This window comes from Nocardioides silvaticus (assembly GCF_003160695.1).
In the GTDB taxonomy this organism is placed as follows: domain Bacteria; phylum Actinomycetota; class Actinomycetes; order Propionibacteriales; family Nocardioidaceae; genus Nocardioides; species Nocardioides silvaticus.
This window is the reverse complement of sequence record NZ_QGDD01000004.1, coordinates 349,127-372,209: the sequence shown is the minus strand read 5'-3', so window position 1 is coordinate 372,209 and position 23,083 is coordinate 349,127. Positions and strand designations below refer to the sequence as shown.

The window sequence follows — 23,083 nt, the reverse complement described above, 5'->3', positions numbered from 1 at the left end:
TCAGCTCGACTCGAGTCGGAAGCCCACGCCGCGCACGGTCACGATCCGCACTGGGGCGTCGGCGTCCTCGAGCTTCTGGCGGAGCCGGCCCATGGTCACGTCGAGGGTCTTGGTCGATCCGAACCAGTTCTCGTCCCAGACCTCGTCCATCAGGCGCTCGCGCGTGAGCACCGTGGAGCGCTCGGACTCGAGGAGGGCCAGCAGGTCGAACTCCTTCGAGGTCAGGGCGACCTCGGTGTCGTCAACCCACACCCGGCGACCCTGCACGTCCACGCGCAGGCCGGCCTCGTCCGCGGGGTCGGGCGCTGCGGCAGTGCCCTCGCCGGCGGGGCGGAGGGTACGACGAAGGAGTGCCCGGGTGCGGGCGAGCAGCTCGGCCAGCGCGAAGGGCTTGCCGAGGTAGTCGTCGGCGCCGACGTCGAGGCCGACCACGCGGTCGAGCTCACCGCCGCGGGCGGTGAGGATCATGATCCCGGAGGCGTAGCCGCCGCTGCGGAGCCGCCGGCAGGTGTCCAGCCCGTCCATGTCCGGCAGGCCGAGATCCAGCAGCACCAGGTCGATGTCGCCCTGCGCGGCACGGTCGAGACCGTCCCCACCGGTGGCGACCCGGTCGACGTCGTACCCCTCACGCTCGAGGGTCCGGACCAGGGGCAGCGCGATGCCGTCGTCGTCCTCGACGACGAGGATCCTGTGGGTCACGTCAGAGAGCATACGGATGCCGTCGCGTCTCGTCCGGGCGAGGCGCGGCGGCGGCGAGCACCAGCACCAGGACCGCCACTGCCGCCACCGCGACCCCGTCGAGGTGCCATCGGGCGGCCGGCCCCCCAGGGCCACCGAGCGAGGACACCATCACCTGGCCGACAAGGATCGTCGCGGCCAGACCGCCCGTTGCCAGGCGGACGCTGTAGGACCAGCAGGACCACGTCCGGCAGGCGAGGCCGACGGCGCTGGCGACGACCGCCCCGACGAGCGCGCATGCGTAGCGCTCGACCGAGTCGGCCGTCACCAGCTCCACGACGACCAGCGCAGCGAGCATGCCGGTCGACATCGCCGTGGTACGGGTCAGGCACCGCCCGGGGGCGGGCCGGACCCGGACCACGACCTCCCTCCCGAGGCCTGTCATCAGAAGTCCCTGTCGAGCGCGCCGCGCTCGGAGACGGGGGCGGTGGAGCAGGGGCGGCCCTGGAGGTCGAGGGCGGTCGCGGACGGGGTCCACACCGCGGTCGCGGCCGTTGCCGTCCGGAGGCTGCCACCGCTGGTCAGCGCGCCCACGGTGATCGTGAGGACCGTCGCCGTCGTGCCGTCCACCGTCGTCGTCGAGGCGACCATCGTGGCGGCGAACTGCGCCTGCTTGTTGTTCTTGATGAAGTTCTGCTTCAGGTTGATCGAGCCCAGGGGCAGCGTGGAACCGTTGCGCAGGACGTCGACGGTGTCGTTGTTGCCGCTCGAGCCGACCGACAGGGCGTCCCGCAACCGGACGACGACGGCGAGCGAGCCACCGGTCCATCCCGTGCTGATGCTGCCCGGGTTGACCTGGTCGGTGTAGGTCAGCTTGAGCACGTCGCCCTGACCGAGCTTGCCGGCCGACGCGCCGCCGTTGGTCGCCTGGACGTCGTAGCCGCGCAGCGGGCTGTTGTCGACGCGCCGGGCCGAGACGATCGTCGAGGTCGTCGTGCGCCCCTGGCTGTCGGTCATCACCGCGCGGAGGTCGTAGAGACCGTCAGCGACCGCGGTGGTGTCCCAGGTGCAGCTGTACGGCGCGCTGGAGTCGGTGCAGAGCGCGGACCAGGTGGTCGAGCCGCTCGGTGCCCGGTCGATGCGCACCGAGGTGATGCCCGCGGTCGAGCTGGCGCTCGCGGTGACGGTCACCGAGCCGCTCAGGTAGGCGCCCGGGTCCTCGACGCTGACTGTCGCGACGGTGTTGTCCACGACGCGGTTGGCCACGGTGGCCGACGTGCTGGTGTTGCCGATCGCGTCCGTGGCGACGGCGCGGAAGGAATAGGTCCCGTCGGTGAGCTGGGTGGTGTTGTAGCGGCAGCTGTAGGGCTCCGCCGTGGGCGTGCAGAACGTCGTCCAGGTGCTGGTGCCGCTGCGCTGGTACTGGAGCTGCACCTGAGCGATGCCGGCATCCGCGTCGGCAGCGGTGGCGGCGAACGTCGCCGTACCCCGCAAGGGGGTTCCCGGGTCGGCCATCGTCACGGTCGGCGCCACGTTGTCGATCATCACGTCGCTGACCACGGCCGACGTCGTGGAGACCAGGCCGTTGGTGGCGACCGCGCGCAGGTCGTAGGACTCGCCCTGCACGAACGTGGTGCTGGCGGTGTTCCACGTGCAGCTGTACGGCGCCGCGACCAGGTTGCCGCAGAGCGTCCTCCAGGTGCCGGTGCCCGCAACGGCGTACTCGATCCGCACGACGTAGGGCAGCAGGTTGTTGTGCAGCGTCGCGGAGAGGGTCACGTTGCCTCGGACGACGTCCCCGGGGTTGCCGAGGACGATCGAGAAGGTGTTGGCGACGGTGGTGGAAACCGTTTCGGAGGTCGTCGCGTAGCCCGCGGTGTCCGTCGCGACCGCGCGCAGTGCGTAGTCGCCGTCGGCGCCGTTCCTCGTGTTCCACGAGCAGGAGTACGGCGTGGTGGTCGCGGTGCAGAGCGTCGTCCACGAGCCGGCGTCGGGTGCGAGGTACTGGATCGTGACGCCGGCGACCGCCGAGCGAGCGTCGGCGGCGTCGGCGGTGATGACGACGGTGCCGCCCACGATCGCGCCCGGGTTGCGCACCGAGACGGTCGGCGCGGTCCAGTCGTTGGCCGCGGTGACGCTGGCGACGTTGGACGACACGGTGCTGAAGGTGGCGCTGGAGAAGGAGGGCAGGCCGAAGAGCGCCAGTCCGACGACGGCCACGTAGGCCATCAGGATCAGCGAGCGGCGTGCCATGGGGTTCTCCTCGGTCGGGGTGGATCTCGATTCGGTGGTGCTTCCACGCTAGGGAGCCGTGGCCCACGGCCCGGCAACAACAGCGCGCCCGAGCTCCACAGCTCGGTAACAAACTGCGGAGAAGGTGCTCAGACGAGCACCGGGACGGCTGCCTCGGTGTCGGCAGCGACCGGCGCCGGCTCCTCCTCACGGCGGGCAGGCCGCAGGGCGCCGAGCAGCTGGGCGAGCGCACCCAGGGCGATCAGTGCGGCCGGCCCGCCGATGAGGACCAGCCGCGTCGTGCGGTCGGCCAGCGCGATGAACACCCAGCCGGCGTGGGGCACGCTGAACTGCACGACCGGCTGGTCCTCGTCGACCAGCTTGAAGTGCCAGGGGTCCGGCTGCGGGTTGGCGTCACCCTGCGTGGTGAACAGGGTGCCGCCGCCCTCGGCGGGCTCCATCGCGATGATCCGGTGGGTGACCAGATCCTGCGTGCCTGCCCCGGCGGGGGGCTGGTAGGTGATCACGTCGCCTACCTCGAGGTCCTCCACCGCCACGGGCTTCTCGAACACGACCGAGCCCTTGTCGATGCTCCCGGTCATGGAGCCCCCGGTGATCACGTAGCGGCTGTAGCCCATCGCGCTCGGCGCGATCCAGGCCACGCACATCAGCACGATCGCGAGGAGCGTGAGGTTGAGCGTCCAGCCGAGCGGGCGGCGGGCAGCGTTGTTGCGGCGGTGGTGAGCAGGCACGGCGGGCTCCTCGGGCGGTCTTGCTGTGGGACGGTCAGGCTGCGGGGTGTGCAGACGTGCGGGAACGGCACGAGGCGGGACGCCCCCCAGGTGCGTCCCGCCTCGTCAGGTCACTGCTCGAAGGTCTCGCCGTCGAGCTGGATCGAGTCCCACTTGTAGACGGCGTTGGCGGTCTTGCCCTGGTCCGCGTTCGGGGCGTCCTGGTTGAGCTTCACCGTGAACTTGAAGGTGTGGGCCGAGCCGGCGGCCCAGGTGCCCAGCTCGTTCTTGGAGCCGTCGACGAGGCCGCCGAAGGTGCCCGAGTAGACCGAGGTGTTGGTGGTCGTGTCCACGATGTCGAGCGACAGGTTGGAGGCGCTGAAGCCGTTGGCCGAGGAGACCTCGGTGAGCGAGAACTTCGCCGGCAGCGAACCGGTGTTCTGCAGGGTCAGCGTGCCGTTGAGGGTGTCGCCCGGCTTCATGTTGTTCAGGTTGAAGATCGCCTGGTCCGCCTTCGAGTTCGAGTGCGTCAGGGTGCCGGCGGTGACAGCGCTGATCGTGTTGCCGCTCGTGCTGGTGAAGGTGGCGCCCGAGCCCACGGCGATGGCGCCGGCGGCGACGAGGGTGGCGAGCGGGACGAGGATCTTGCGGTTGGTCTTCATGCGAGTGGTTCTCCTTGTGGTGTCGCGGCCGGCGGCTGCGAAGGCTTTTGGGTTGTTGTCGATTTCCCGATACGAGAACGCTCTCAAGTCCAGATCCACGAGAAGGCAACAGAAGTCACTCACCGGGGCCACACCTCGGAACCAGCGAGGAACGGGTGGCCCACATGGCATCCTCCTGCCCATGCCGGACCTGTCGACCAGCCCGCTGAAGATCCCGCGCTCCCGGGACGACGACTACTCCGCGACGGCGATCGCGGCGCGCCGCGAGCTGGTGCGCACGCACACGCAGAGCGCGCTCGACCACGTCGGCAGCCACTCGCTCGACCCGACGACGCTGCCGGGCAACATCGAGAACTTCGTGGGCGTCGCGCAGGTGCCGATCGGTCTCGCCGGGCCGGTGCTCGTCAACGGCGAGCACGCGCAGGGGGAGTTCCTCGTGCCGTTGGCGACGACCGAGGGGACCCTCGTGGCGTCGTACAGCCGGGGGATGAAGCTGTGCCGCGACGCCGGCGGCATCACGACCACCGTCCTCGACGACCGGATGCAGCGGGCGCCGGTCTTCAGCTTCGGGAGCGCCCGGGAGGCGAAGGCGTTCTCGACGTGGCTGGAGGAGAACTTCGAGCCGATCGCCGCCGCCGCGGAGGCCACGACGTCGTCGGGCAAGCTGGTCGAGATCCAGCAGTTCTCGGTGTCGAAGCTGCTCTACACGCGGTTCAACTACACGACCGGCGACGCGGCCGGCCAGAACATGACGGGCAAGGCGACGTTCGCGGCCTGCGCCTGGATCAAGCAGAACTACCCCGGCGAGCTGCACTTCCTGCTGGAGGGCCAGTTCGCCACCGACAAGAAGACCTCGGTGGTGAACATGCTCCACACCCGCGGCAAGCGGGTGGTCGCCGAGATCACGCTGCCCGCGGCCCTGGTCGAGGAGCAGATGAACGTCAGCACCGACAAGCTGTGGGCCGCCCGGCTCCGGGGCCAGCTCGGTGCGGTCATGTCGGTCACCAACAACAACGGCAACCACTCCGCCAACGGGATCACCGCGCTGTTCATCGCCACCGGCCAGGACGTCGCCAACGTCGCGGAGAGCTCGGCGCTGTACGGGTTCTCGGAGCTCCTGCCGAACGGCGACCTCTACACGTCGGTCACGCTGCCGTCCCTCATCGTCGCGACGTACGGCGGCGGTACCGGGCTCGCCACCCAGCGCGAGTGCCTCGAGATCATGGACTGCTACGGCGCCGGCAAGGTGCACAAGCTGGCCGAGATCATCGCCGCGACCGTGCTCGCCGGCGAGCTGTCGCTGGGCTCGGCTGTCGTCGCCGAGGAATGGGTCCAGGCGCACGACGACCTGGGCCGCAACCGCCCGTGAACCCGTTGCCGCTCGTGCCTAGGGTGGGCTCCATGCACCCCCTGCTCATGCCCAGCGACCTGCCCTACCAGCTGCCGAGGTTCGCCGACTTCACCGACGACCAGCTCGCTGCCGCCATCGACGAGGGCATGACCGCCCAGCTCGAGACGGTCGCCGCGATCACCGCCGACCCGGAGCCCGCGACCTTCGACAACACAGTGGTCCCGCTGGAGCGGAGCGGCGAGCCGCTCGCCCGGGTGCTGCGGGTGTTCTACAACAAGGCCAGCGCCGACACCAACGAGCAGATCGACCAGCTGCGGGCGACGTACGCCCCGAGGCTGGCGGCCCACGCCGACGCCATCGCCCTCGACCCCGTGCTCTACGAGCGGCTGCTAGCGGTGCACGAGCAACGCGACCAGCTCGACCCGGAGTCGCGCTACCTCGTCGAGCGCCACGTCGTCGAGCTCACCCTCGCGGGCGCCGCGCTGGACGACGACGACAAGGCGCGCCTGCGCAAGCTCAACGAGGAGATCTCCGCCCAGGAGACGGCGTTCGAGATCACCCTCCAGGCCGACACCAACGACCTCGCGGTCGTGATCGACGACGAGGCCGACCTCGCGGGGCTCACGCCCGGGGAGATCTCCGCGGCCGCGGCCGCCGCGGCCTCCCGTGGGCTCGAGGGCAAGTGGCTGCTGACGCTCGTGCTGCCGACCGCGCACCCGCACCTCGCCTCGCTCACCGATCGCGACGTCCGGCGCCGCCTGTCCGAGGCCCAGCGCGCGCGGGGGAGCCGCGGTGGTGCTCACGACACCCGCCAGATCGCGCTCGACGTGCTCCGGCTGCGCGCGGAGCGGGCGCGGTTGCTCGGCTTCGCCAACCACGCCGAGCTCGTCACCAAGGACAACACGGCCGGCACGCCCGCCGCCGTCCGCGAGATGCTCGCCCGGCTGGCGGCGCCCGCCGCCCGCAACGCCCGTCGCGAGCAGGAGGCGCTCTCCGCGCAGGCCGGCTTCGCGGTCGAGGCGCACGACTGGCCGTTCTACGCCGGCCAGGTCCGGGCCGCGGAGTACGACGTCGACCTGGCCGCCCTGCGGCCCTGGTTCGAGGCCGAGCGGGTGCTGCAGGACGGCGTCTTCTTCGCCGCCGGCCGGCTCTACGGGCTGACGTTCACCGAGCGCGAGGACCTCGAGGGCTACCATCCCGACGTCCGGGTGTTCGAGGTCTTCCGGGACCCCTCGACAGACTCAGGGACCACGGAGCCGATCGGCCTCTACCTGCTCGACCTCTACACCCGCGACTCCAAGCGCGGCGGTGCCTGGATGAGCAGCTTCGTCGAGCAATCCACGCTGCTCGGCGTCGAGACCGCGGTCGTCTACAACAACCTCAACGTGCCGAAACCGGCGCCGGGCGAGGCCACGCTGCTGACCTACGACGAGACCCGCACGCTGTTCCACGAGTTCGGGCACGCGCTGCACGGCCTGCTGGCCCGCGCGACGTACCCGAAGTTCTCCGGTACCTCGGTCTTCCGCGACTTCGTCGAGTACCCCTCGCAGGTCAACGAGATGTGGATGCTGTGGCCGGAGGTGCTGGCCAACTACGCGGTCCACCACGAGACGGGTGAGCCGATCCCGGCCGACGTGGTCGATCGGATCAAGGCGTCCTCGACGTTCAACGAGGGCTTCGGCACCAGCGAGTACCTCGCTGCGGCGCTGCTCGACCTGGCCTGGCACGAGCTCGGCCCCGACGAGGTGCCGACGGACCCCGACGACGTGCTCCGCTTCGAGGCGGAGGCGCTGGCCGCGGTCGGCCTCGACAACCCGGCGGTGCCGACGCGCTACTCGACGCCCTACTTCGCGCACAGCATGAGCTCGGGCTACGCCTCGGCCTACTACTCCTACATCTGGAGCGAGGTGCTCGACGCCGACACGGTGAAGTGGTTCGAGGAGAACGGCGGTCTCACCCGCGAGAACGGCGCCCTCTACGAGAAGTACGTCATCGGCATCGGCGGGACCAAGGACCCGCTCACGTCGTACGCCGAGTGGCGCGGTCGCCCGGCCCCGATCGAGCCGCTGCTGGAGCGCCGCGGGCTCGCCTGACCGAGTTGGTCGGGTGAGAGTGGTCTATAGGTCACTCTCACCCACCCAACTCGAGGGTTGTGGAGAGCGGCGGCCGACGCCGCCGCTGTCGGGCACCCTGCTCCCATGGCTCGGGACCGGTGGCGGCAGCTCGCGGAGGTGCAGGCAGGGCTCCTCACGCGTGCGCAGCTGGCGTCGCTGGGCATCGACCGGTGGGCGATCCGCCACCGGGTCCGCACCGAACGCTGGGTCGAGCTCACGCCCACGGTCGTCGGCACCGCGACCGGCATCCTCAGTCGGGAGCAGCTGATGTGGCTGGGCGTGCTCCACGGCGGGCGCGACGCGATGGTCGGCGAGCTCACGGCCGGCGAGGTCCACGGCTTGCGGAACTGGCACCGCGACGACGTCACCATCGTGGTGCCGCACGGCACCGACATCGGTTCTGGCTATTCAGGCATCCGTTATGTGCGCACCCGCCGGACCTTGGCGGCTCAGCGGGCGAGTCGGCCGGGCGTCCCGGTCTGCCGCATCGAGCCGGCCGTGCTCTGCTTCGCCTCGCAGCAGCGGTCACCACGCACAGCCGAAGGGGTGCTGGCGGCCGTCGTCCAACAGCAGCTGACCACGCCCGAGGCGCTGTCGGACTGGATCGGTCGGCTGGCCCCGCTCCGCGGAGCCGCACGCTTCCGCCGCTCGCTCGAGGAGATCGCAGGCGGGGCGCACTCGGTCGCGGAGATCGACGTGCGCCGAATGTGCCGTGCCTACGGCCTCGCCCCACCGACCCGACAGGTCAGGCGACGGGACGCCTCAGGACGGCTGAGGTTCACCGACTGCGAGTGGAGACTGGCCGACGGCCGCGTCCTGGTCCTGGAAGTGGACGGCGCGTTCCACATGGACGTCGCGAGCTGGGAGGACGACATCGCGCGGCAGCGCGCCCTCACCTCGCCGGACCGGCACCAGGTCCGGTGCACGGCCCGAGAGCTGCGCGACGAGCCGTGGCGGGTGGCGCGGGACCTGAAGTTGCTCGGGGTGCCCCCTGCGTGAGTCGGGTGGATGAGAGTGGTCTAAGGTCACTCTCACCCACCCAACTCAGCGGTCATGCGGTGTGCTCGAGCAGTGCCGGAACGAACAGATCCCACGTGGGCGGCGGGACGTCGTGCCCGGTGTCGGGAAGGACGAGCAGTCGCGCACCGGGGACCGCTGCCGCCAGGGCTTCGCCGTGGCGGGGTCCGAAGACCGGGTCGACCTCGCCCTGCACCACCAGCGTCGGAACGGCGATGTCGCCGAATCCGCCGTTCGCCGGCGCGTCGAACTCCATCAGGTAGTGGTTGGCCAGGGTGGAGGCGATCGGTCCGCCGCGGGCGAGGTCGCGCTCACCGAGTGCCCGGACCGCCGCGGGGTCGAAGTGCGGGGAGCCACCGGAGTACGCCGCCATCGCCCCCACCAGGTGGTCGAGGACCTTGTCGGCGTCGGTGGGGTCGGGCTCGGGCGGGAAGTCGGCGCTGCCCATCTCGACGTCACCGGTCGTGGTGGTCACGAAGGTCACCGTCACCACCCGACCTGGGTGGTCGACGGCGAGCGCGAGGGCGGTGCCGCCCGACATCGATCGACCGACCACGTGGGCCCGTTCGACGTCGTACGCGTCGAGCACCGCGACCGCGTCGGCGACGAGGTCGCTGTGCTTGTAGCCCGGCTCACCGGGCGGGTAGAAGGTCGAGCGCCCGGTGTCGCGGTTGTCGAACCGGATGACGAAGCGGCCGCCGGCGGCGATCCGCTCGCACAGCTCCTCCTCCCACCACAGCATCGACGCGCTGGCGCCGTGGATCAGGAGGATCGCCGGATCGGCGGGGTCGCCGAAGGACTGGGCGCACAACCGGACCTGCTGGCCGTCACTCTCGACGGCGATCAGGACCTCGGGGTTCACGCGCGGTCAGCGTGCCGGACGGACCCGTAGGATCTTGTCGTTGCCGCCGCCGTTCGAGGTGGTGACGAGCAGCCCGCCGCGGTAGGCGGTCACGCCGCGGAGACGGCCGAAGTCGCGCAGCCGGCTCGGTGCCTTGGTCCAGCGCAGCTCGCCCTCGGCGGTGAGCTTGACGAACATCAGTCGCGACCCGGCGAGGCAGCCGACGGCGAGCGTGCCCTTGAGCGACCCCCATCCCTTGCCGGCGACGAAGTCGGCGCCGGACGTCGCGATCGTCGGGTTGCCCGAGCTCCAGACCGCGCCCCACTGGCGGCCGGGGATGGAGAAGTTCGTCATCGGCGGCGACTCGTTGTAGCCGGGGCCGGGCCGCCAGCCGAAGTTGCGGCGGGCGCCCAGCTTGTTGATCTCGTCGTCGCGGTAGGTGCCGTGCTCGACGGACCACAGCGTGCCGTCGGCGCGCTGCGCGAGGCCCTGCACGTTGCGGTGCCCATAGGTGTAGATGTAGCGCTTCCGGCCCTCCCGCCCGGCCCACGGGTTGCTGGGCCAGGGCTTGCCGTTCTGCGGGTTGAGGCGCAGGGTCTTGCCGCCGAAGGAGCGCAGGCTCTGCGGGTTCTTGGTCTGGGCGGCGTCACCCGTGCCGACGAGCAGCGCGCCGTTCTTCGCCATGAGGAGGCGGCAGCCGCCGTGCCGGCCGGACACCGTCGGCAGACCCTTGACCAGGACCTTGGGCTCCGTGGTCGCGGTGAGCCCCTTGTTCATCTTCCAGGCGATGACCCGGATGTCCTTCTTGCCACCGCCGAGCTTCCAGCCCTGGCAGGTGTAGATGCGCCGGTTCTCCGCGAACCCGGGGTCGATCGCCAACCCCATCAGGCCGGTCTCGCCGGAGGTCCACACCTTCTCGCTCGGGAAGTTGATGGTGCGCAGGTCGCCGTCGGCCTCGATCATCGTCAGCTTCGCGCGGGTGCGCTCGGTGAACAGCAGCCGGCCCTCGCCGATCGGGCGGACGTCCCACGGGATGTCGAGGTTGTTGGCCACCGTGGTGACCCGGAGCTGGGGCACCGCCCTGCGTTGCTCAGCCCGTTCGTCGTCGTACGACGCGCCGGCGGGACTCGGGGAGAGTCCGGCGAGCAGGCCGACGAGGAGCGTGAGGGTGGCGGCGGGGGCACCGAGTTTGCGCATGCGGCCACGTTACCCGTGGTCCGCCGCGGCAGAACGGGTGCGCGAACCTCAGAACGTGTGGTCGCGTCCGGGGAACTCGCCGGACTTCACCTCGGAGTCGTAGGCCCTGGCCGCGTCGAGCAGGACGGACCGGACGTCGGCGTACTGCTTGACGAAGCGCGGCATCCGCCCGCTGCGCAGCCCGAACGCGTCCTGCCACACCAGCACCTGGCCGTCGCACTCCTTGCCCGCGCCGATGCCGATGGTCGAGATCTGCAGCTTGCGGGTGATCTCCGCGGCGACGTCGCCCGGCACCATCTCCATCACCACCGCGAAGGCGCCGGCCTCCTGCACCGCCTCGGCGTCGCGGAGGATCCGCTCGGCCGCGTCGCCGCGACCCTGCACCCGGTAGCCGCCGAGCGCGTGCTCGGACTGCGGGGTGAAGCCGATGTGGGCCATCACCGGGATGCCGCCCTTGACCATCCGCTCGATCTGCGGCGCCATCTCGATGCCGCCCTCGAGCTTCACCGCGTGGGCGCCGCCCTCCTTCATGAACCGCGCCGCGGTCAGGTACCCCTGCTCGGGCGAGGCCTGGTAGGAGCCGAACGGCAGGTCGCCGACGACCATCGCCCGTTGCACCGCGCCGCTGACTGCCCGCGTGAGCGGGATCAGCTCGTCCACGGTGACCGGAAGCGAGGTGGTGTTGCCGAGGACGTTGTTGGAGGCGCTGTCGCCGACGAGGAGGACCTCGATCCCGGCCTCGTCGAAGACCTGCGCGGTGAGCATGTCGTAGGACGTCAGCATGGAGAAGCGCTCGCCGCGCTCCTTCATCTCCCGCAGGTGGGCGGTGCGGACGCGCTTGATGGTGGGGCCGTACGGCGCGGTCGTTTCCTCGCTCATCGTCGAGCTCCTCATCTGCATCTCGCGGCCCGCCTGGTGCGGGTCCACGGACTTCCAGGAACAACACGAGGCTAGTCCCGGTACGACCAGAAGTGCGTTGTGTGCTGCGTCACCCGGTCGCGGCGTCGGCGGCCGCCTCGAGGTCGGCGACCACGATCCTTCGCATCCGCAGCATCGCCTCGCTCGCGGCCCGCGCCCGGAGGGGGTCGGGGTCGGACACCAGCTCGTAGAGCCGGGTCGGCACCACCTGCCAGGACAGCCCGAACCGGTCCTTGAGCCAGCCACAGACCGACTCCTCGCCGCCGTCGGTGAGTGCGTCCCAGTAGTAGTCGACCTCCGACTGGTCGCGACAGGAGATCGCGAACGACACCGCCTCGGAGAACCCGAACGGCGCGGTGCCCCCGTTGATCGCCCGGAACGTCATTCCGTCGAGCACGAACTCGCCGACGTCGCGGGTGAGGTGGCGGACCGACGAGTTCGGGAAGAGCCCGGTGTAGAAGCGCACGGCCTCGGCGAGGTCGCTCTCGAACCACAGGCAGGGCGCGATGCTGGACGAGCCCGTTGTCACCGTCATGCCTGTGCCGACCGGCCGGGGGCGCCGTACTCATCGCGACCGTGGGTGCGGGCCGGTCCCTAGACTCCACCCGTGGACTTCTACTCCGCCTACGCCCAGGGGTTCGCCCGGGTCGCCGCGTGCACGGTGCCGGTCGCGGTGGCCGACCCGGAAACCAACGCCGCTCGCACCCTCGAGCAGGTCCGCGCGCTGCACGAGCAGGGCGTCGCGCTCGCTGTGTTCCCCGAGCTCGGGCTGACCGGCTACGCGGTGGACGACCTGTTCCTCCAGGACGCGCTGCTGGAGTCCGTGCGTACGGCGATCGCAGGGCTGGTCGAGGCCTCGGGGGACCTGCTGCCGGTCATCGTGGTCGGCGCGCCGATGGAGCACGGCAACCGGCTCTACAACTGCGCCGTCGTCATCCACCGCGGCCGGATCCTCGGGGTGGCGCCGAAGTCCTACCTCCCGAACTACCGCGAGTTCTACGAGAAGCGCTGGTTCGCCCCCGGGGACGACCTCGAGGCCGACACGATCGTGCTGGCCGGCCACGAGGTCCCGATCGGGCCGGACCTGATCTTCACCGCGACCGACGTACCGGGCCTGCACCTGCATGTCGAGATCTGCGAGGACATGTGGGTGCCGGTGCCGCCGAGCGCCCAGGCGGCACTGGCCGGCGCGACCGTCCTCGCCAACCTCAGCGCCAGCCCGGTCACCGTCGGACGGTCGGAGAGCCGGCGCCAGCTGGTGCAGTCGGCCAGCAACCGCTGCAACGCCGCCTACCTCTACACCGCCGCCGGACCGGGGGAGTCGACGACCGACCTCTCCTGGGACGGCCAGACGATGGTGTACGAGTGCGGCGACCTACTGGGGGAGAGCGAGCGCTTTCCCGACGGCCCACGGGCGACGGTCGTCGACGTCGACCTCGACCGGCTGCGGCAGGAGCGGATCCGGCAGGGGAGCCATGACGACAACCGGCGCGGGGTCGGGATCTCGACGGGCTCGACCCCCGAGGCGTTCCGGGTCGTCGACTTCGAGCTGGCCCCGCCCACCGGCGACATCGGCCTGGTCCGCAAGCTCGACCGCTACCCGTTCGTCCCCGACGACGCCGAGCGGCTGGCGCTGGACTGCTACGAGGCCTACAACATCCAGGTCGCCGGCCTGGTCCAGCGGCTCTCGGCCATCGGCCAACCCAAGGTCGTCATCGGCGTCAGCGGGGGCCTCGACTCCACCCACGCGCTGATCGTCGCCGCCCGCGCGATGGACCGGCTCGGGCGCCCGCGCAGCGACATCCACGCGTTCACGATGCCGGGGTTCGCGACCGGTGACACCACCAAGTCCTATGCCACCCGGCTCGCGACGGCACTCGGCTGCACCTTCGCCGAGATCGACATCAGGCCGGCGGCCGAGCAGATGCTGAAGGACCTCGACCACCCTTATATCTCGGCCGGCTCGGCGACCACGGACGCGTCGGTCTACGACGTCACCTTCGAGAACGTCCAGGCCGGCCTGCGCACCGACTACCTGTTCCGGCTCGCCAACCACCGCGGCGGCATCGTCCTCGGCACCGGCGACCTCTCCGAGCTCGCCCTCGGCTGGTGCACCTACGGCGTCGGCGACCAGATGTCGCACTACAACGTCAATGCCGGCGTCCCGAAGACCCTCATCCAGCACCTGATCCGATGGGTGATCGACAGCAAGCAGCTCCACGACGGCGAGTACGACGACGAGGCCGACCCTGTCGATGGGGTGCTGCGCGAGATCCTCGAGCAGGAGATCACCCCCGAGCTGATCCCGACCGTCGAGGGCGCCAAGCCGCAGGCGACCGAGGACTCGGTCGGGCCCTACGCGCTGCAGGACTTCACGCTCTACCACGTCATCCGGCGCGGCTACCGGCCGAGCAAGATCGCCTTCCTCGCCTGGCACGCCTGGAAGGACGCGACCGTGGGGGACTGGCCGCCGGGATTCCCGGAGGAGGCGCGCGCGTCGTACGACCTGGCGACGGTGCGGACGTGGCTCGAGGTGTTCATCAATCGCTTCTTCGCCAGCCAGTTCAAGCGGTCTGCCCTGCCCAACGGCCCCAAGGTGAGCAACGGCGGCACCATGTCGCCGCGCGGAGACTGGCGGATGCCCTCCGACGCGAGCGCCGCCGCGTGGCTGGCCGAGCTGGAGCACGTCCCGGACAGGTAGCCGGACCAGCCGGACCAGCCGGACCAGCCGGACCAGCCGAATCCTTAGCCCCGGCTTAGCAATCGCCTGACGCGCGCTTAGCGCGACCCGCGCGACTCTCTTCTCAACGCTGCAACACAAGGAGAGAGAAGCAATGAAGAAGATCGCCCTGGCCGGCCTCGCTGTCGTCATCCTCGCCGGCATCGGAGTCGGCGCCTGGCTGCTGCTCCGCGAGGACGAGGTCAACGACCGCGGCACCTGCGCCGGAGCGTCGTACGAGTTCGGCGCCGAGAAGGACGACGGCGCCCTCGAGGTCTCGTTCGAGCTGCAGTCCAGCGGCCCCGGTGAGAACTGGGACTTCGTCCTGCTCCAGGACGGCGACCCGCTGCTCGACGGCACCCGGACGACCGACGAGGACGGCGAGCTCGACATCGACGCGATCGCCGACGAGGACGCCCAGTCCTTCGAGATCGCCGCGACCCCGGAGTCCGGCGAGGCCTGCACGGCGACGCTCGACCGCTGATCCCTCCACTCGGACCGCAGACGACACCACCAACAACAAGGAGTTCCACCATGTCCCACCGCATCACTGCTGCCCTTGCCGCCGGCTCCCTGCTCGCGGCCCCCGTCGCCCTGGTCGCCACGGCGCCCTCCGCCCACGCGGACGTCGAGCGCCACGGCAAGTGCGGCCCCGGCGTCTACGACTTCTCCGTCGACCGCGAGGGCGCCGGCTTCGAGGTCTCCGCGGACGTCGACGGCCTCAAGCCCGGCTCCCGCTGGAAGATCGTCCTGCGCCACGACGGCACCAAGATCGCCTCGGTGACCCGCCGCGCCGACCGCGAGGGCGACATCGACGTGGAGCGCTACGCGCGCGGCTCCGCCGGCGCCGACACGTTCAAGATGAAGGTCAAGCGGGTCGGCGGCACCGCGTCGTGCGGCGCGTCGATCACCGTCCGCTGACGTCAGGCCACCCCGAGGTCGACTGTCACCCGGGCTCCTCCCAGCGGGGAGCCGTCCACGAGCAGGCCGCCACCCGAGGAGGTGGCGGTCTGCTCGACGATGGCGAGCCCCAGCCCGGTCGACCCGGCCCCCGACACCCCGCGGCCGGGGCTCCCGATCCCCTCGGGGAACCCGGGGCCGGCGTCCTCGACGCGGATCCGCGCACCGCCCTCGGCGCGCGCGGTGACCGTGACCCGGGCCGCCGCCGGCGCGGGGGCGTGGGTGAAGACGTTGTCGAGCAGCACGTCGACCAACGCGGCCAGGTCCTCCGCGGAGGCCCGGACCGGCAGCGGGGTCGGCGGGAGGTCGGCGGTGAGGTCGCGCTCCTGCTCCTCGGCGAGCAGCCGCCAGTACTCCACCCGCTCCCGCACCACCGCGACGGCGTCGGTCGAGGCGACCAGGCCCTCCCGCTCGGAGCGCCGGGCCTCGCGGATGATCGCGTCGATGGTCGCCTGGAGGTCGTCGAGGTCGGCCGAGAGCCGCTGCCGCTCATCGGCGTCGGCCAGCGAGTCGGCCCGGAGCCGCAGGGCGGTCACCGGCGTCCGCAGACGGTGGGAGATGTCGGCGTTGGCCTCGCGTTCGCGGGCCAGCAGGGTCTGGATGCGAGCGACCAGGCGGTTGAGGGCGGTCGCCAGCTCGCGGACCTCGGCCGGCCCGGTCACGGCGACCGGCTCCACGTCGGTGACGGACTCACCGGCCGCACCCAGCCGCCCGGCGTGCGCGGCCACCGCCCGGATCGGCTCGACGAACCCGCGACCGAGCCGGTCGGCGACGAGCAACGAGCCGACGACCAGCGCCAGCCCGAGCAGCAGCAGCACCGCGAGCCCGCCGAACAGCTCGCTGTCGACACCGGGCCGTTCCACGACCACGCGGATCACCGCAGTGGATTCCTCGGCGGGTGTGCTGCCGCCGCGAGACACCGGGACCAGGAGCTGGGTGCCGTCGTCGACGTCGTCGACACGGGCGACGCCGGTGCTGCGCACCTGTGCCACCCGGTCGTCCTCGCCCTGGTCGGGGCCGATGTCCGCGACGTCACCGGGGTACAGGACGGTGGTGGTGATGCCGTCCTCACCGTCGTTGATCTTGTCGAGGTAGAACGCCACCGAGCCCGCGTCCTGCCGGGCGACCACGGTCTCGGTGGCCTGCACCTCCAGCGCCGCCTTCGTCAGCCGGTCCTCGAGCGCGTAGTCGCTCATGAGGAAGGCCATCGGCACCATCATCGCCAGCAGGACGATGCCGACCGCGGCGGCGACGGTGACGATCAGGCTGCGCCGCACGGCTCAGGACCCCTCGGTCGACAGCCGCACGCCGACGCCACGGATCGTCTCGAGGAAGCGCGGCTCCGCGGCGGTCTCACCGAGCTTGCGGCGCAGCCACGACAGGTGGACGTCGACGGTCTTCTCCGACCCGCCCCAGGGCTGCTGCCACACCTCGGCGAGGAGCGTGCGCTTGGTGACGACCTCGCCCGGCCGCTCCGCGAGGTAGCGCAGCAGGTCGAACTCCTTCGGCGTCAGGTCGAGGGCGACGTCGTCGAGCGTCGCGCGTCGCGCCGGTACGTCGATCCGCAGCCCGCCGATGCTGATCGCCGGGTCCGCGGCGCGGCCACCCGGAGCAACCCGCCGGAGCACGGCACCGATCCGCGCCGCGAGCTGGTCGGTCGTGTACGGCTTCACCACGTAGTCGTCGGCCCCACCGTCAAGACAGGCGACCAGCGACGGGTCGTCGTCACGTGCGGTGGCGACGATGACCGGGACGTCGCTGACCGCCCGCAGCATCGACAGCACCTGGGTGCCGTCGACGTCGGGAAGCCCGAGGTCGAGCACCACCAGGTCCGGCCGGCCGTCGATCGCGGCGGTGAGGCCGGACATCCCGGTCGCCGCCGAGCTCACCGCGTGGCCGCGCTCGGTGAGGGCCTTGATGACCAGCGGACGGATCCGCGGGTCGTCCTCGATGATCAGCACCTGCGCCACAAGGGAACTCTAGAGAGGATGGGGACATGACGGGTCAGGGCAGCGCAGGCAGCACCGAGGGACGGCACCGCGCCGGCTACGTGCTCGTGTGGGTCGTCGGTGCGATCGCCGCGATCGCGGTCGGCGTCCTCGCGGTGGAGATCGCCGGCGCCGGGCTCCGCGACCGCGGTCCGGTCGGGAGCAGCGACCTGGTCGGCCGGGAGGACCCCTCCGACCTGGCCCCCGACCCCGACGACCCGAAGCACGCCGACACGATCACCGGTGACTACGGCGAGTTCGACGTCGAGTGCCAGGGCGTGGTGATCCGCGGGTTCGAGCCGCGGACCGCGCCCGGCTGGCGGACGGTCACCTTCGAGACCGGGCCCGACGACGACGTGGACGCCACCTTCGAGTCCGCCGACGCGATCATCGAGGTCGAGATCTACTGCAACGGCGGGCGGCCGACGCTGGCCGAGGAGGAGGTCGGCACCCGGCCGGACACGGACGACTGAGGCTCTAGGCTCTCCCCATGGGTAAGCAGGAAGACTTCGTTCTCCGCGCTCTCGAGGAGCGTGACGTCCGGTTCGTCCGGCTCTGGTTCACCGACGTCCTCGGGTTCCTGAAGTCGGTGGCGGTCGCGCCCGCGGAGCTCGAGGGAGCGTTCGCCGAGGGCATCGGGTTCGACGGGTCGGCGATCGAGGGCTTCGCCCGGGTCTACGAGGCCGACATGCTCGCCAAGCCCGACCCGTCGACGTTCCAGATCCTGCCGTGGCGCGGCGAAGGCCCGTCGACGGCCCGGATGTTCTGCGACATCGTGATGCCCGACGGCTCGGCGTCGTACGCCGATCCCCGCAACGTGCTCAAGCGCACCCTCGGGAAGGCCGCGGAGCAGGGTTTCACCTTCTACACGCACCCCGAGATCGAGTTCTACCTGTTCAAGGACGAACCGCGGCCGGGCGTCGAGCCGGTGCCGATCGACCGCAGCGGCTACTTCGACCACGCCGCGCACTCCAACGGCTCCGACTTCCGCCGCGAGGCGATCACGATGCTCGAGGCGATGGGCATCTCGGTTGAGTTCAGCCACCACGAGGGCGGGCCCGGCCAGCAGGAGATCGACCTGCGGTACGCCGACGCGCTCTCCACCGCCGACAACATCATGACCTTCCGCACGGTCATCCGTGAGGTCGCGCTCGGTCAGGGCATCTGGGCGACGTTCATGCCCAAGCCGTTCACCGACAACCCGGGCTCGGGCATGCACACCCACGTCTCGCTGTTCGAGGGTGACCAGAACGCCTTCTACGAGGCGGGCGCGGAGTACCAGCTCTCCAAGATCGGCCGCCAGTTCATCGCCGGCGTGCTCCACCACGCCAGCGAGATCAGCGTCGTCACCAACCAGTGGGTCAACTCCTACAAGCGGATGATGTTCGGAGGCGAGGCGCCGTCGTACGTCTGCTGGGGCCACAACAACCGGTCCGCGATGATCCGGGTGCCGATGTACAAACCGCTCAAGGGCGTCTCCACCCGCATCGAGCTGCGGACCATCGACGCCGCCTGCAACCCCTACCTCGCCTACGCGGCGGTGCTGGCCGCCGGCCTCAAGGGGATCGAGCAGGGCTACGAGCTGCCGCGCGAGGCCGAGGACGACGTCTGGGCGCTGACCGAGGCGGAGCGCCGCAGCCTCGGCATCTCCCCACTGCCCAAGAACCTCAACGAGGCGATCGAGATCGCAGAGACCTCCGAGCTGCTCGCCGAGACCTTGGGGGAGCAGGTCTTCGACTTCTTCCTGCGCAACAAGCGGGCGGAGTGGGACGAGTACCGCGGCCAGGTCTCCGCCTTCGAGCGCGACCGCATGCTCCCCGTCCTGTAGGCGGTGCCGCGTGAGCGTCCTGGTCGTCCAGCACGAGGACGAGTGCCCGCCCGCGCTGCTCGGGGACTGGCTGGTGGAGGCCGGAGTCGCGCTCGACGTACGACGTCCGTACGCCGATGAGGCGCTGCCGTCCGACCTGGCCGACCACGAGGGGCTGGTGGTCCTCGGCGGCGCGATGAACGCCAACCAGGACGGCACCCATCCGTGGCTGGCCCCGACGAAGGACCTGATCCGCGCAGCGGCCCGCGACGACGTACCGACGCTCGGCGTCTGCCTCGGCCACCAGCTGGCCGCCGTCGCCCTCGGCGGCGAGGTCGGCCGGTGCCCGCGCGGCCGCCAGATCGGGGTGTACGACGTCGGTTGGACCGACGCCGCGGCCACCGACCCGCTGTTCGCAGGACTCGCGAGCCCGCGCCGGGCCATCCAGTGGAACGAGGACCTCGTCCTTACCCCGCCGCCGGGCGCGACCCTCCTCGCCGCGACCGCGCTCGACGAGGTCCAGGCACTGCGGTTCGGGCCGGCGATGTGGGGCATCCAGTGGCACCCGGAGGCGACGCTGGAGATCCTCACCAGCTGGGCGGCGAGCGAGCCCGGCCCGGCGGCCGACGCGGGGCTGGACGCCGTGCGGGGGGCAGCGGTCGAGCTCGAGCTCGCGTGGCGAGAGCTGGGGAAGGCCTTCGCGGCGAGGCTCGCATGAACCGGGGAACGCTGCGGAGCGACCTGCTCCGTCTCGGGTTCACCGACGTGGACCGCGCCCTCGGCGAGCTCGCGGAGCTGGGCGGTCCCGCCAGCGAGCTGGTGGCGATCCTGGGGCGGTCGGCCGAGCCGAACGCCGCCCTGTCGGGGCTGCTCCGGCTGGCCGACGCCGTGGACGACCGCGACACGCTGCTCGACGCGCTCGTCACCGACGAGGGCACCGCGATGCGGCTGCTCGGAGTGATGGGTGCCAGCACCGCGCTGACCGACCACCTGGCCGGCCATCCCGAGCACTGGCAGGTGCTCCGGGACCCGACCCTCGGCACCAGCCGGCCCGCTGCCTGGGCGCTCCGCGCCGCGCTGATGGAGGCGGTCGGGGCGGATCCGGCCGCAGCGGCACCGGTTGCGACCCGGCCCGAGCCCGAGGCGGTGGACGCGCTCCGGGTCACCTACCGCCGGCTGCTCCTCCCGCTCGCCGCCCGCGACCTCACCCACGAGCTCGGCGTCGACGACGTGGCCGCCGAGCTCTCCGACCTCGCGGCCGGCACCCTCGACGCCGCGCTCGCGGTGGCGCGGGCCCAGGTGGGTGCGGAGGAGGCTGCCACAGCCCGGCTCGCGGTGGTCGCGATGGGCAAGTGCGGAGGGCACGAGCTCAACTACATGTCCGACGTGGACGTGGTCTTCGTCCACGAGCCCGCCGACGACGCAGCGGAGGAGAGCGGCAACGGCAGCGGCGCCGCAGTCGCCCGGACCGCGGCCCGGCTCGCGTCGCAGATGATGCAGGTGTGCTCGGCCCAGACCGGCGAGGGCACGATCTGGCCGGTCGACGCCGCGCTCCGCCCCGAGGGCAAGGCCGGCGCGCTCAGCCGGACCCTCGCCGGGCACCGCGGTTACTACGAGCGCTGGGCAGAACCGTGGGAGTTCCAGGCCCTCCTCAAGGCGCGGCCGGTCGCCGGCGACCTCGCCCTCGGGCGCGAGTTCGTCGAGATGGTCAGCCCGATGGTGTGGTCGGTCGCCGACCGCGACGGCTTCGTCGACGCTGCCCGCGCGATGCGGCGTCGGGTGGTCGACCACATCCCGGCCAAGGAGGCCGACCGCCAGCTCAAGCTCGGGGTCGGCGGCCTGCGCGACGTGGAGTTCGCCGTCCAGCTGCTCCAGCTCGTCCACGGCCGCGCCGACGAACGGATCCGGCAGCCCACCACCCTGAGTGCGCTGCACGCGCTCACCGAGGCCGGCTACGTCGGGCGCGACGACGGCGAGGCCCTGCACAGCGCGTACTCGTTCCTCCGCCAGGTCGAGCACCGGATCCAGCTCCACCGGCTGCGGCGCACCCACCTGATGCCCGACGACGAGGCCGACCTGCGCCGGCTCGGCCGGAGCCTCGGCTACCTCAAGGAGCCCGACCAGCGGCTGACCAGGACGTGGGAGCACCACCGCCGCGAGGTCAGCCGGCTCCACCAGAAGCTCTTCTACCGACCGCTCCTCACCGCGGTCGCCCGGGTTCCCGGCGACGTCGGGCTGTCCTCCGAGGCCGCCCGGGTGCGGCTCGCCGCGCTCGGGTACGACGACCCGGCCGCCGCGCTCCGAAACCTCGAGGCGCTGACCGCCGGGGTCACCCGCACCGCCAACATCCAGCGAGCGATCCTCCCGGCGATGCTGCAGTGGTTCGCCGACGGTGCCGACCCCGACGGCGGCCTCTTCGGCTTCCGGCGGATCAGCGAGGCCCTCGGCCGTACCCCCTGGTACCTCACCACCCTCCGCGACGAGGGCGAGGTCGCCGAGCGGCTGGCCCACCTGCTCGCGAGCTCGCGCTACTGCTCCGACCTGCTCGAGCGCGAGCCGCAGGGCATCAAGCTGCTCGGCGGCGACCTGACGCCGCAGTCCTCGGAAGTGCTCACCGAGGAGATGCTCGCCACCGCCGGCCGGCAGGACGACGTCGACGCCGCGGTTCGCGCGCTCCGGGCCGTACGTCGCCGCGAGCTGCTCCGGATCTCCGCCGGCGACGTGCTCGGGCTCGTCGACGTCGCCGACGTCGGCCACGCGCTCTCCCGGATCACCGACGCGACGCTCGAGGGCACGCTCGCGGCGGTGGGGGAGTCTGTCCGGCAGCAGCGCGGGCTCGACGCCGCCCCGACCAGGATTGCGATCGTCGCGATGGGTCGCTACGGCGGCTTCGAGCTGTCCTACGGCAGCGACGCCGACGTCCTCTTCGTCCACGAGCCCGAGGACGGGGTCGACCAGCACGAGGCGGCGTCGTACGCCAAGGCGGTGGCCGAGGAGGTACGCCGCACCCTCGCCCTGCCCGGCGGCGACCCGCCGCTCGTCGTCGACGCCGACCTCCGCCCCGAGGGCAAGCAGGGCCCGCTCGTGCGGACCCTCGACGCCTACGCGGCCTACTACGCCAAGTGGTCGAAGGTCTGGGAGGCGCAGGCGCTGCTGCGCGCCGACGCCGTCGTCGGCGACCCCGGCGTGCGTGACCGCTTCACCGAGCTCGTCGACCCGCTGCGCTACCCGGAAGCCGGCCTCGCTGAGGACGACATCATCGAGGTGCGCCGCATCAAGGCCCGGGTCGACCACGAGCGGCTGCCCCGCGGCGCCGACCCCGCCCTCCACTTCAAGCTCGGGCGCGGCGGTCTCGCCGACATCGAGTGGACGGTGCAGCTGCTGCAGCTGCGGCACGGCGCCGAGGTGCCCGGCCTGCGCACCACCCAGACCCTCGCAGCCCTCGCCGCAGCCACCGAGGCCGGCCTGCTCGACAGCGCCGACGCCGGCGTGCTCGCCGCCGGCTGGCGCACCGTCAGCCGACTCCGCAACGCCGCCACCCTGGCCCGCGGCAAGCCCGCCGACCAGATGCCCCGGCCGTCCCGCGAACGCCGCGCCGTCGCCGCGGTTCTCGGCTACCAGCTCGACCAGTCCGACGCGATGGTGAACGACTATCTGAGGGTCACGAGGAGGGCTCGCGCCGTCGTCGAACGCGTTTTCTGGGAATGATCGGTGAACGCTTCAGGCACGTGACAGCTTCGGCACCAAGGTGTGTAATGATGGGGCGGTCGGGCCGTGGCCGACCCCCCCAGAGGTCACGGCCCGGCGCCCTTTTTCGGCTCCGCTTCGCGAGCGTGTCGCCGCTTTTCGAGGCCTCCGCGGCCGGCGA

At 71.5% G+C, this 23,083-nt stretch carries 21 protein-coding genes; 10 read left to right on the top strand and 11 right to left on the bottom strand.

Translation table 11 applies throughout. The features are described 5' to 3' along the window. The 5 genes from DJ010_RS11685 to DJ010_RS11665 form a co-directional block, all read right to left on the bottom strand. Nucleotides 1–699 (bottom strand): response regulator transcription factor, encoded by a 699-nt coding sequence (locus tag DJ010_RS11685; protein ID WP_245927451.1) that lies wholly within the window; start codon nucleotides 697–699, stop codon nucleotides 1–3. Between the two features lies 1 nt (nucleotide 700). Next, entirely contained in the window at nucleotides 701–1,123 is a 423-nt protein-coding gene (locus DJ010_RS11680) for a hypothetical protein (protein ID WP_109693825.1), read from the bottom strand. Then, a complete protein-coding gene (locus tag DJ010_RS11675) occupies nucleotides 1,123–2,931 on the bottom strand; it encodes an Ig-like domain-containing protein (RefSeq protein ID WP_109693824.1) in 1,809 nt (602 codons plus the stop codon). Before DJ010_RS11675 ends, DJ010_RS11680 begins: the two co-directional genes overlap by 1 nt. 128 nt (nucleotides 2,932–3,059) lie before the next feature. Further along, a complete protein-coding gene (locus tag DJ010_RS11670; protein WP_211318756.1) occupies nucleotides 3,060–3,662 on the bottom strand; it encodes a signal peptidase I in 603 nt (200 codons plus the stop codon). Between the two features lie 110 nt (nucleotides 3,663–3,772). Then, the gene (locus DJ010_RS11665) at nucleotides 3,773–4,303 is read right to left on the bottom strand and encodes a TasA family protein (RefSeq protein ID WP_109693823.1); all 531 of its coding nucleotides are present in this window, start codon (nucleotides 4,301–4,303) and stop codon (nucleotides 3,773–3,775) included. Between the two features lie 181 nt (nucleotides 4,304–4,484). On the opposite strand from DJ010_RS11665, the gene DJ010_RS11660 reads away from it, so the two are divergent. The 3 genes from DJ010_RS11660 (at nucleotide 4,485) to DJ010_RS11650 (ending at nucleotide 8,767) form a co-directional block, all read left to right on the top strand. After that, the gene (locus DJ010_RS11660; protein WP_109693822.1) at nucleotides 4,485–5,672 is read left to right on the top strand and encodes a hydroxymethylglutaryl-CoA reductase; all 1,188 of its coding nucleotides are present in this window, start codon (nucleotides 4,485–4,487) and stop codon (nucleotides 5,670–5,672) included. Between the two features lie 32 nt (nucleotides 5,673–5,704). Then, nucleotides 5,705–7,747 carry a M3 family metallopeptidase gene (locus DJ010_RS11655; RefSeq protein ID WP_109693926.1) on the top strand — a complete coding sequence of 681 codons (2,043 nt, stop codon included), beginning with the start codon at nucleotides 5,705–5,707 and terminating at the stop codon, nucleotides 7,745–7,747. 105 nt (nucleotides 7,748–7,852) lie between these two features. Next, entirely contained in the window at nucleotides 7,853–8,767 is a 915-nt protein-coding gene (locus DJ010_RS11650) for a putative endonuclease domain-containing protein (protein ID WP_109693821.1), read from the top strand. Nucleotides 8,768–8,819: 52 nt separating this feature from the next. On the opposite strand, the gene DJ010_RS11645 is transcribed toward DJ010_RS11650, so the two are convergent. The 4 genes from DJ010_RS11645 to DJ010_RS11630 all read right to left on the bottom strand — a co-directional run bounded on the left by DJ010_RS11645 (nucleotide 8,820) and on the right by DJ010_RS11630 (nucleotide 12,276). After that, nucleotides 8,820–9,647: an alpha/beta fold hydrolase gene (locus tag DJ010_RS11645; RefSeq protein WP_245927449.1), complete on the bottom strand. Its 828-nt coding sequence runs from the start codon at nucleotides 9,645–9,647 to the stop codon at nucleotides 8,820–8,822. A 6-nt stretch (nucleotides 9,648–9,653) separates the two neighbouring features. After that, the gene (locus DJ010_RS11640) at nucleotides 9,654–10,823 is read right to left on the bottom strand and encodes a PQQ-dependent sugar dehydrogenase (RefSeq protein WP_109693820.1); all 1,170 of its coding nucleotides are present in this window, start codon (nucleotides 10,821–10,823) and stop codon (nucleotides 9,654–9,656) included. A gap of 48 nt (nucleotides 10,824–10,871) precedes the next feature. Beyond that, the gene (gene panB, locus DJ010_RS11635; protein ID WP_109693921.1) at nucleotides 10,872–11,702 is read right to left on the bottom strand and encodes a 3-methyl-2-oxobutanoate hydroxymethyltransferase; all 831 of its coding nucleotides are present in this window, start codon (nucleotides 11,700–11,702) and stop codon (nucleotides 10,872–10,874) included. A 109-nt stretch (nucleotides 11,703–11,811) separates the two neighbouring features. After that, entirely contained in the window at nucleotides 11,812–12,276 is a 465-nt protein-coding gene (locus tag DJ010_RS11630; RefSeq protein WP_109693819.1) for a VOC family protein, read from the bottom strand. A gap of 72 nt (nucleotides 12,277–12,348) precedes the next feature. Between DJ010_RS11630 and DJ010_RS11625 the strand changes: the two genes are divergently transcribed. From DJ010_RS11625 to DJ010_RS11615, 3 genes are all read left to right on the top strand, one after another. Beyond that, the gene (locus DJ010_RS11625) at nucleotides 12,349–14,442 is read left to right on the top strand and encodes an NAD(+) synthase (protein ID WP_109693818.1); all 2,094 of its coding nucleotides are present in this window, start codon (nucleotides 12,349–12,351) and stop codon (nucleotides 14,440–14,442) included. 133 nt (nucleotides 14,443–14,575) lie between these two features. Beyond that, the gene (locus DJ010_RS11620; RefSeq protein ID WP_109693817.1) at nucleotides 14,576–14,944 is read left to right on the top strand and encodes a hypothetical protein; all 369 of its coding nucleotides are present in this window, start codon (nucleotides 14,576–14,578) and stop codon (nucleotides 14,942–14,944) included. 50 nt (nucleotides 14,945–14,994) lie between these two features. Next, on the top strand, nucleotides 14,995–15,381 hold the full coding sequence (locus tag DJ010_RS11615) for a hypothetical protein (protein ID WP_109693816.1): 387 nt from the start codon (nucleotides 14,995–14,997) through the stop codon (nucleotides 15,379–15,381). Nucleotides 15,382–15,383: 2 nt separating this feature from the next. Here DJ010_RS11615 and DJ010_RS11610 read toward each other — a convergent pair whose 3' ends face one another. After that, a complete protein-coding gene (locus DJ010_RS11610) occupies nucleotides 15,384–16,697 on the bottom strand; it encodes a sensor histidine kinase (protein WP_109693815.1) in 1,314 nt (437 codons plus the stop codon). A gap of 3 nt (nucleotides 16,698–16,700) precedes the next feature. Continuing rightward, nucleotides 16,701–17,390 (bottom strand): response regulator transcription factor, encoded by a 690-nt coding sequence (locus tag DJ010_RS11605; protein WP_109693814.1) that lies wholly within the window; start codon nucleotides 17,388–17,390, stop codon nucleotides 16,701–16,703. Nucleotides 17,391–17,416: 26 nt separating this feature from the next. Here DJ010_RS11605 and DJ010_RS11600 point away from each other — a divergent pair, with 26 nt between their 5' ends. The 4 genes from DJ010_RS11600 to DJ010_RS11585 are packed head-to-tail and all read left to right on the top strand — an operon-like array spanning nucleotide 17,417 to nucleotide 22,923. Next, nucleotides 17,417–17,881: a hypothetical protein gene (locus DJ010_RS11600; RefSeq protein WP_109693813.1), complete on the top strand. Its 465-nt coding sequence runs from the start codon at nucleotides 17,417–17,419 to the stop codon at nucleotides 17,879–17,881. Between the two features lie 17 nt (nucleotides 17,882–17,898). After that, complete coding sequence (locus DJ010_RS11595; protein WP_109693812.1) at nucleotides 17,899–19,236, top strand: glutamine synthetase family protein; 1,338 nt, start codon at nucleotides 17,899–17,901, stop codon at nucleotides 19,234–19,236. 10 nt (nucleotides 19,237–19,246) lie between these two features. Continuing rightward, complete coding sequence (locus tag DJ010_RS11590; protein ID WP_109693811.1) at nucleotides 19,247–19,933, top strand: type 1 glutamine amidotransferase; 687 nt, start codon at nucleotides 19,247–19,249, stop codon at nucleotides 19,931–19,933. Continuing rightward, the gene (locus DJ010_RS11585; protein ID WP_109693810.1) at nucleotides 19,930–22,923 is read left to right on the top strand and encodes a bifunctional [glutamine synthetase] adenylyltransferase/[glutamine synthetase]-adenylyl-L-tyrosine phosphorylase; all 2,994 of its coding nucleotides are present in this window, start codon (nucleotides 19,930–19,932) and stop codon (nucleotides 22,921–22,923) included. The genes DJ010_RS11590 and DJ010_RS11585 overlap by 4 nt, the downstream gene beginning before the upstream one ends. Nucleotides 22,924–23,083: the final 160 nt, after the last annotated feature.

What these genes read in the sequence shown, in the direction of transcription:
- DJ010_RS11680 (WP_109693825.1), bottom strand. Translation starts at nt 1,123, where the DNA reads ATGACAGGCCTCGGGAGGGAGGTCGTGGTCCGGGTCCGGCCCGCCCCC.
- DJ010_RS11675 (WP_109693824.1), bottom strand. Translation starts at nt 2,931, where the DNA reads ATGGCACGCCGCTCGCTGATCCTGATGGCCTACGTGGCCGTCGTCGGA.
- DJ010_RS11665 (WP_109693823.1), bottom strand. Translation starts at nt 4,303, where the DNA reads ATGAAGACCAACCGCAAGATCCTCGTCCCGCTCGCCACCCTCGTCGCC.
- DJ010_RS11660 (WP_109693822.1), top strand. Translation starts at nt 4,485, where the DNA reads ATGCCGGACCTGTCGACCAGCCCGCTGAAGATCCCGCGCTCCCGGGAC.
- DJ010_RS11655 (WP_109693926.1), top strand. Translation starts at nt 5,705, where the DNA reads ATGCACCCCCTGCTCATGCCCAGCGACCTGCCCTACCAGCTGCCGAGG.
- DJ010_RS11650 (WP_109693821.1), top strand. Translation starts at nt 7,853, where the DNA reads ATGGCTCGGGACCGGTGGCGGCAGCTCGCGGAGGTGCAGGCAGGGCTC.
- DJ010_RS11640 (WP_109693820.1), bottom strand. Translation starts at nt 10,823, where the DNA reads ATGCGCAAACTCGGTGCCCCCGCCGCCACCCTCACGCTCCTCGTCGGC.
- panB (WP_109693921.1), bottom strand. Translation starts at nt 11,702, where the DNA reads ATGAGCGAGGAAACGACCGCGCCGTACGGCCCCACCATCAAGCGCGTC.
- DJ010_RS11630 (WP_109693819.1), bottom strand. Translation starts at nt 12,276, where the DNA reads ATGACGGTGACAACGGGCTCGTCCAGCATCGCGCCCTGCCTGTGGTTC.
- DJ010_RS11620 (WP_109693817.1), top strand. Translation starts at nt 14,576, where the DNA reads ATGAAGAAGATCGCCCTGGCCGGCCTCGCTGTCGTCATCCTCGCCGGC.
- DJ010_RS11615 (WP_109693816.1), top strand. Translation starts at nt 14,995, where the DNA reads ATGTCCCACCGCATCACTGCTGCCCTTGCCGCCGGCTCCCTGCTCGCG.
- DJ010_RS11600 (WP_109693813.1), top strand. Translation starts at nt 17,417, where the DNA reads ATGACGGGTCAGGGCAGCGCAGGCAGCACCGAGGGACGGCACCGCGCC.
- DJ010_RS11595 (WP_109693812.1), top strand. Translation starts at nt 17,899, where the DNA reads ATGGGTAAGCAGGAAGACTTCGTTCTCCGCGCTCTCGAGGAGCGTGAC.
- DJ010_RS11585 (WP_109693810.1), top strand. Translation starts at nt 19,930, where the DNA reads ATGAACCGGGGAACGCTGCGGAGCGACCTGCTCCGTCTCGGGTTCACC.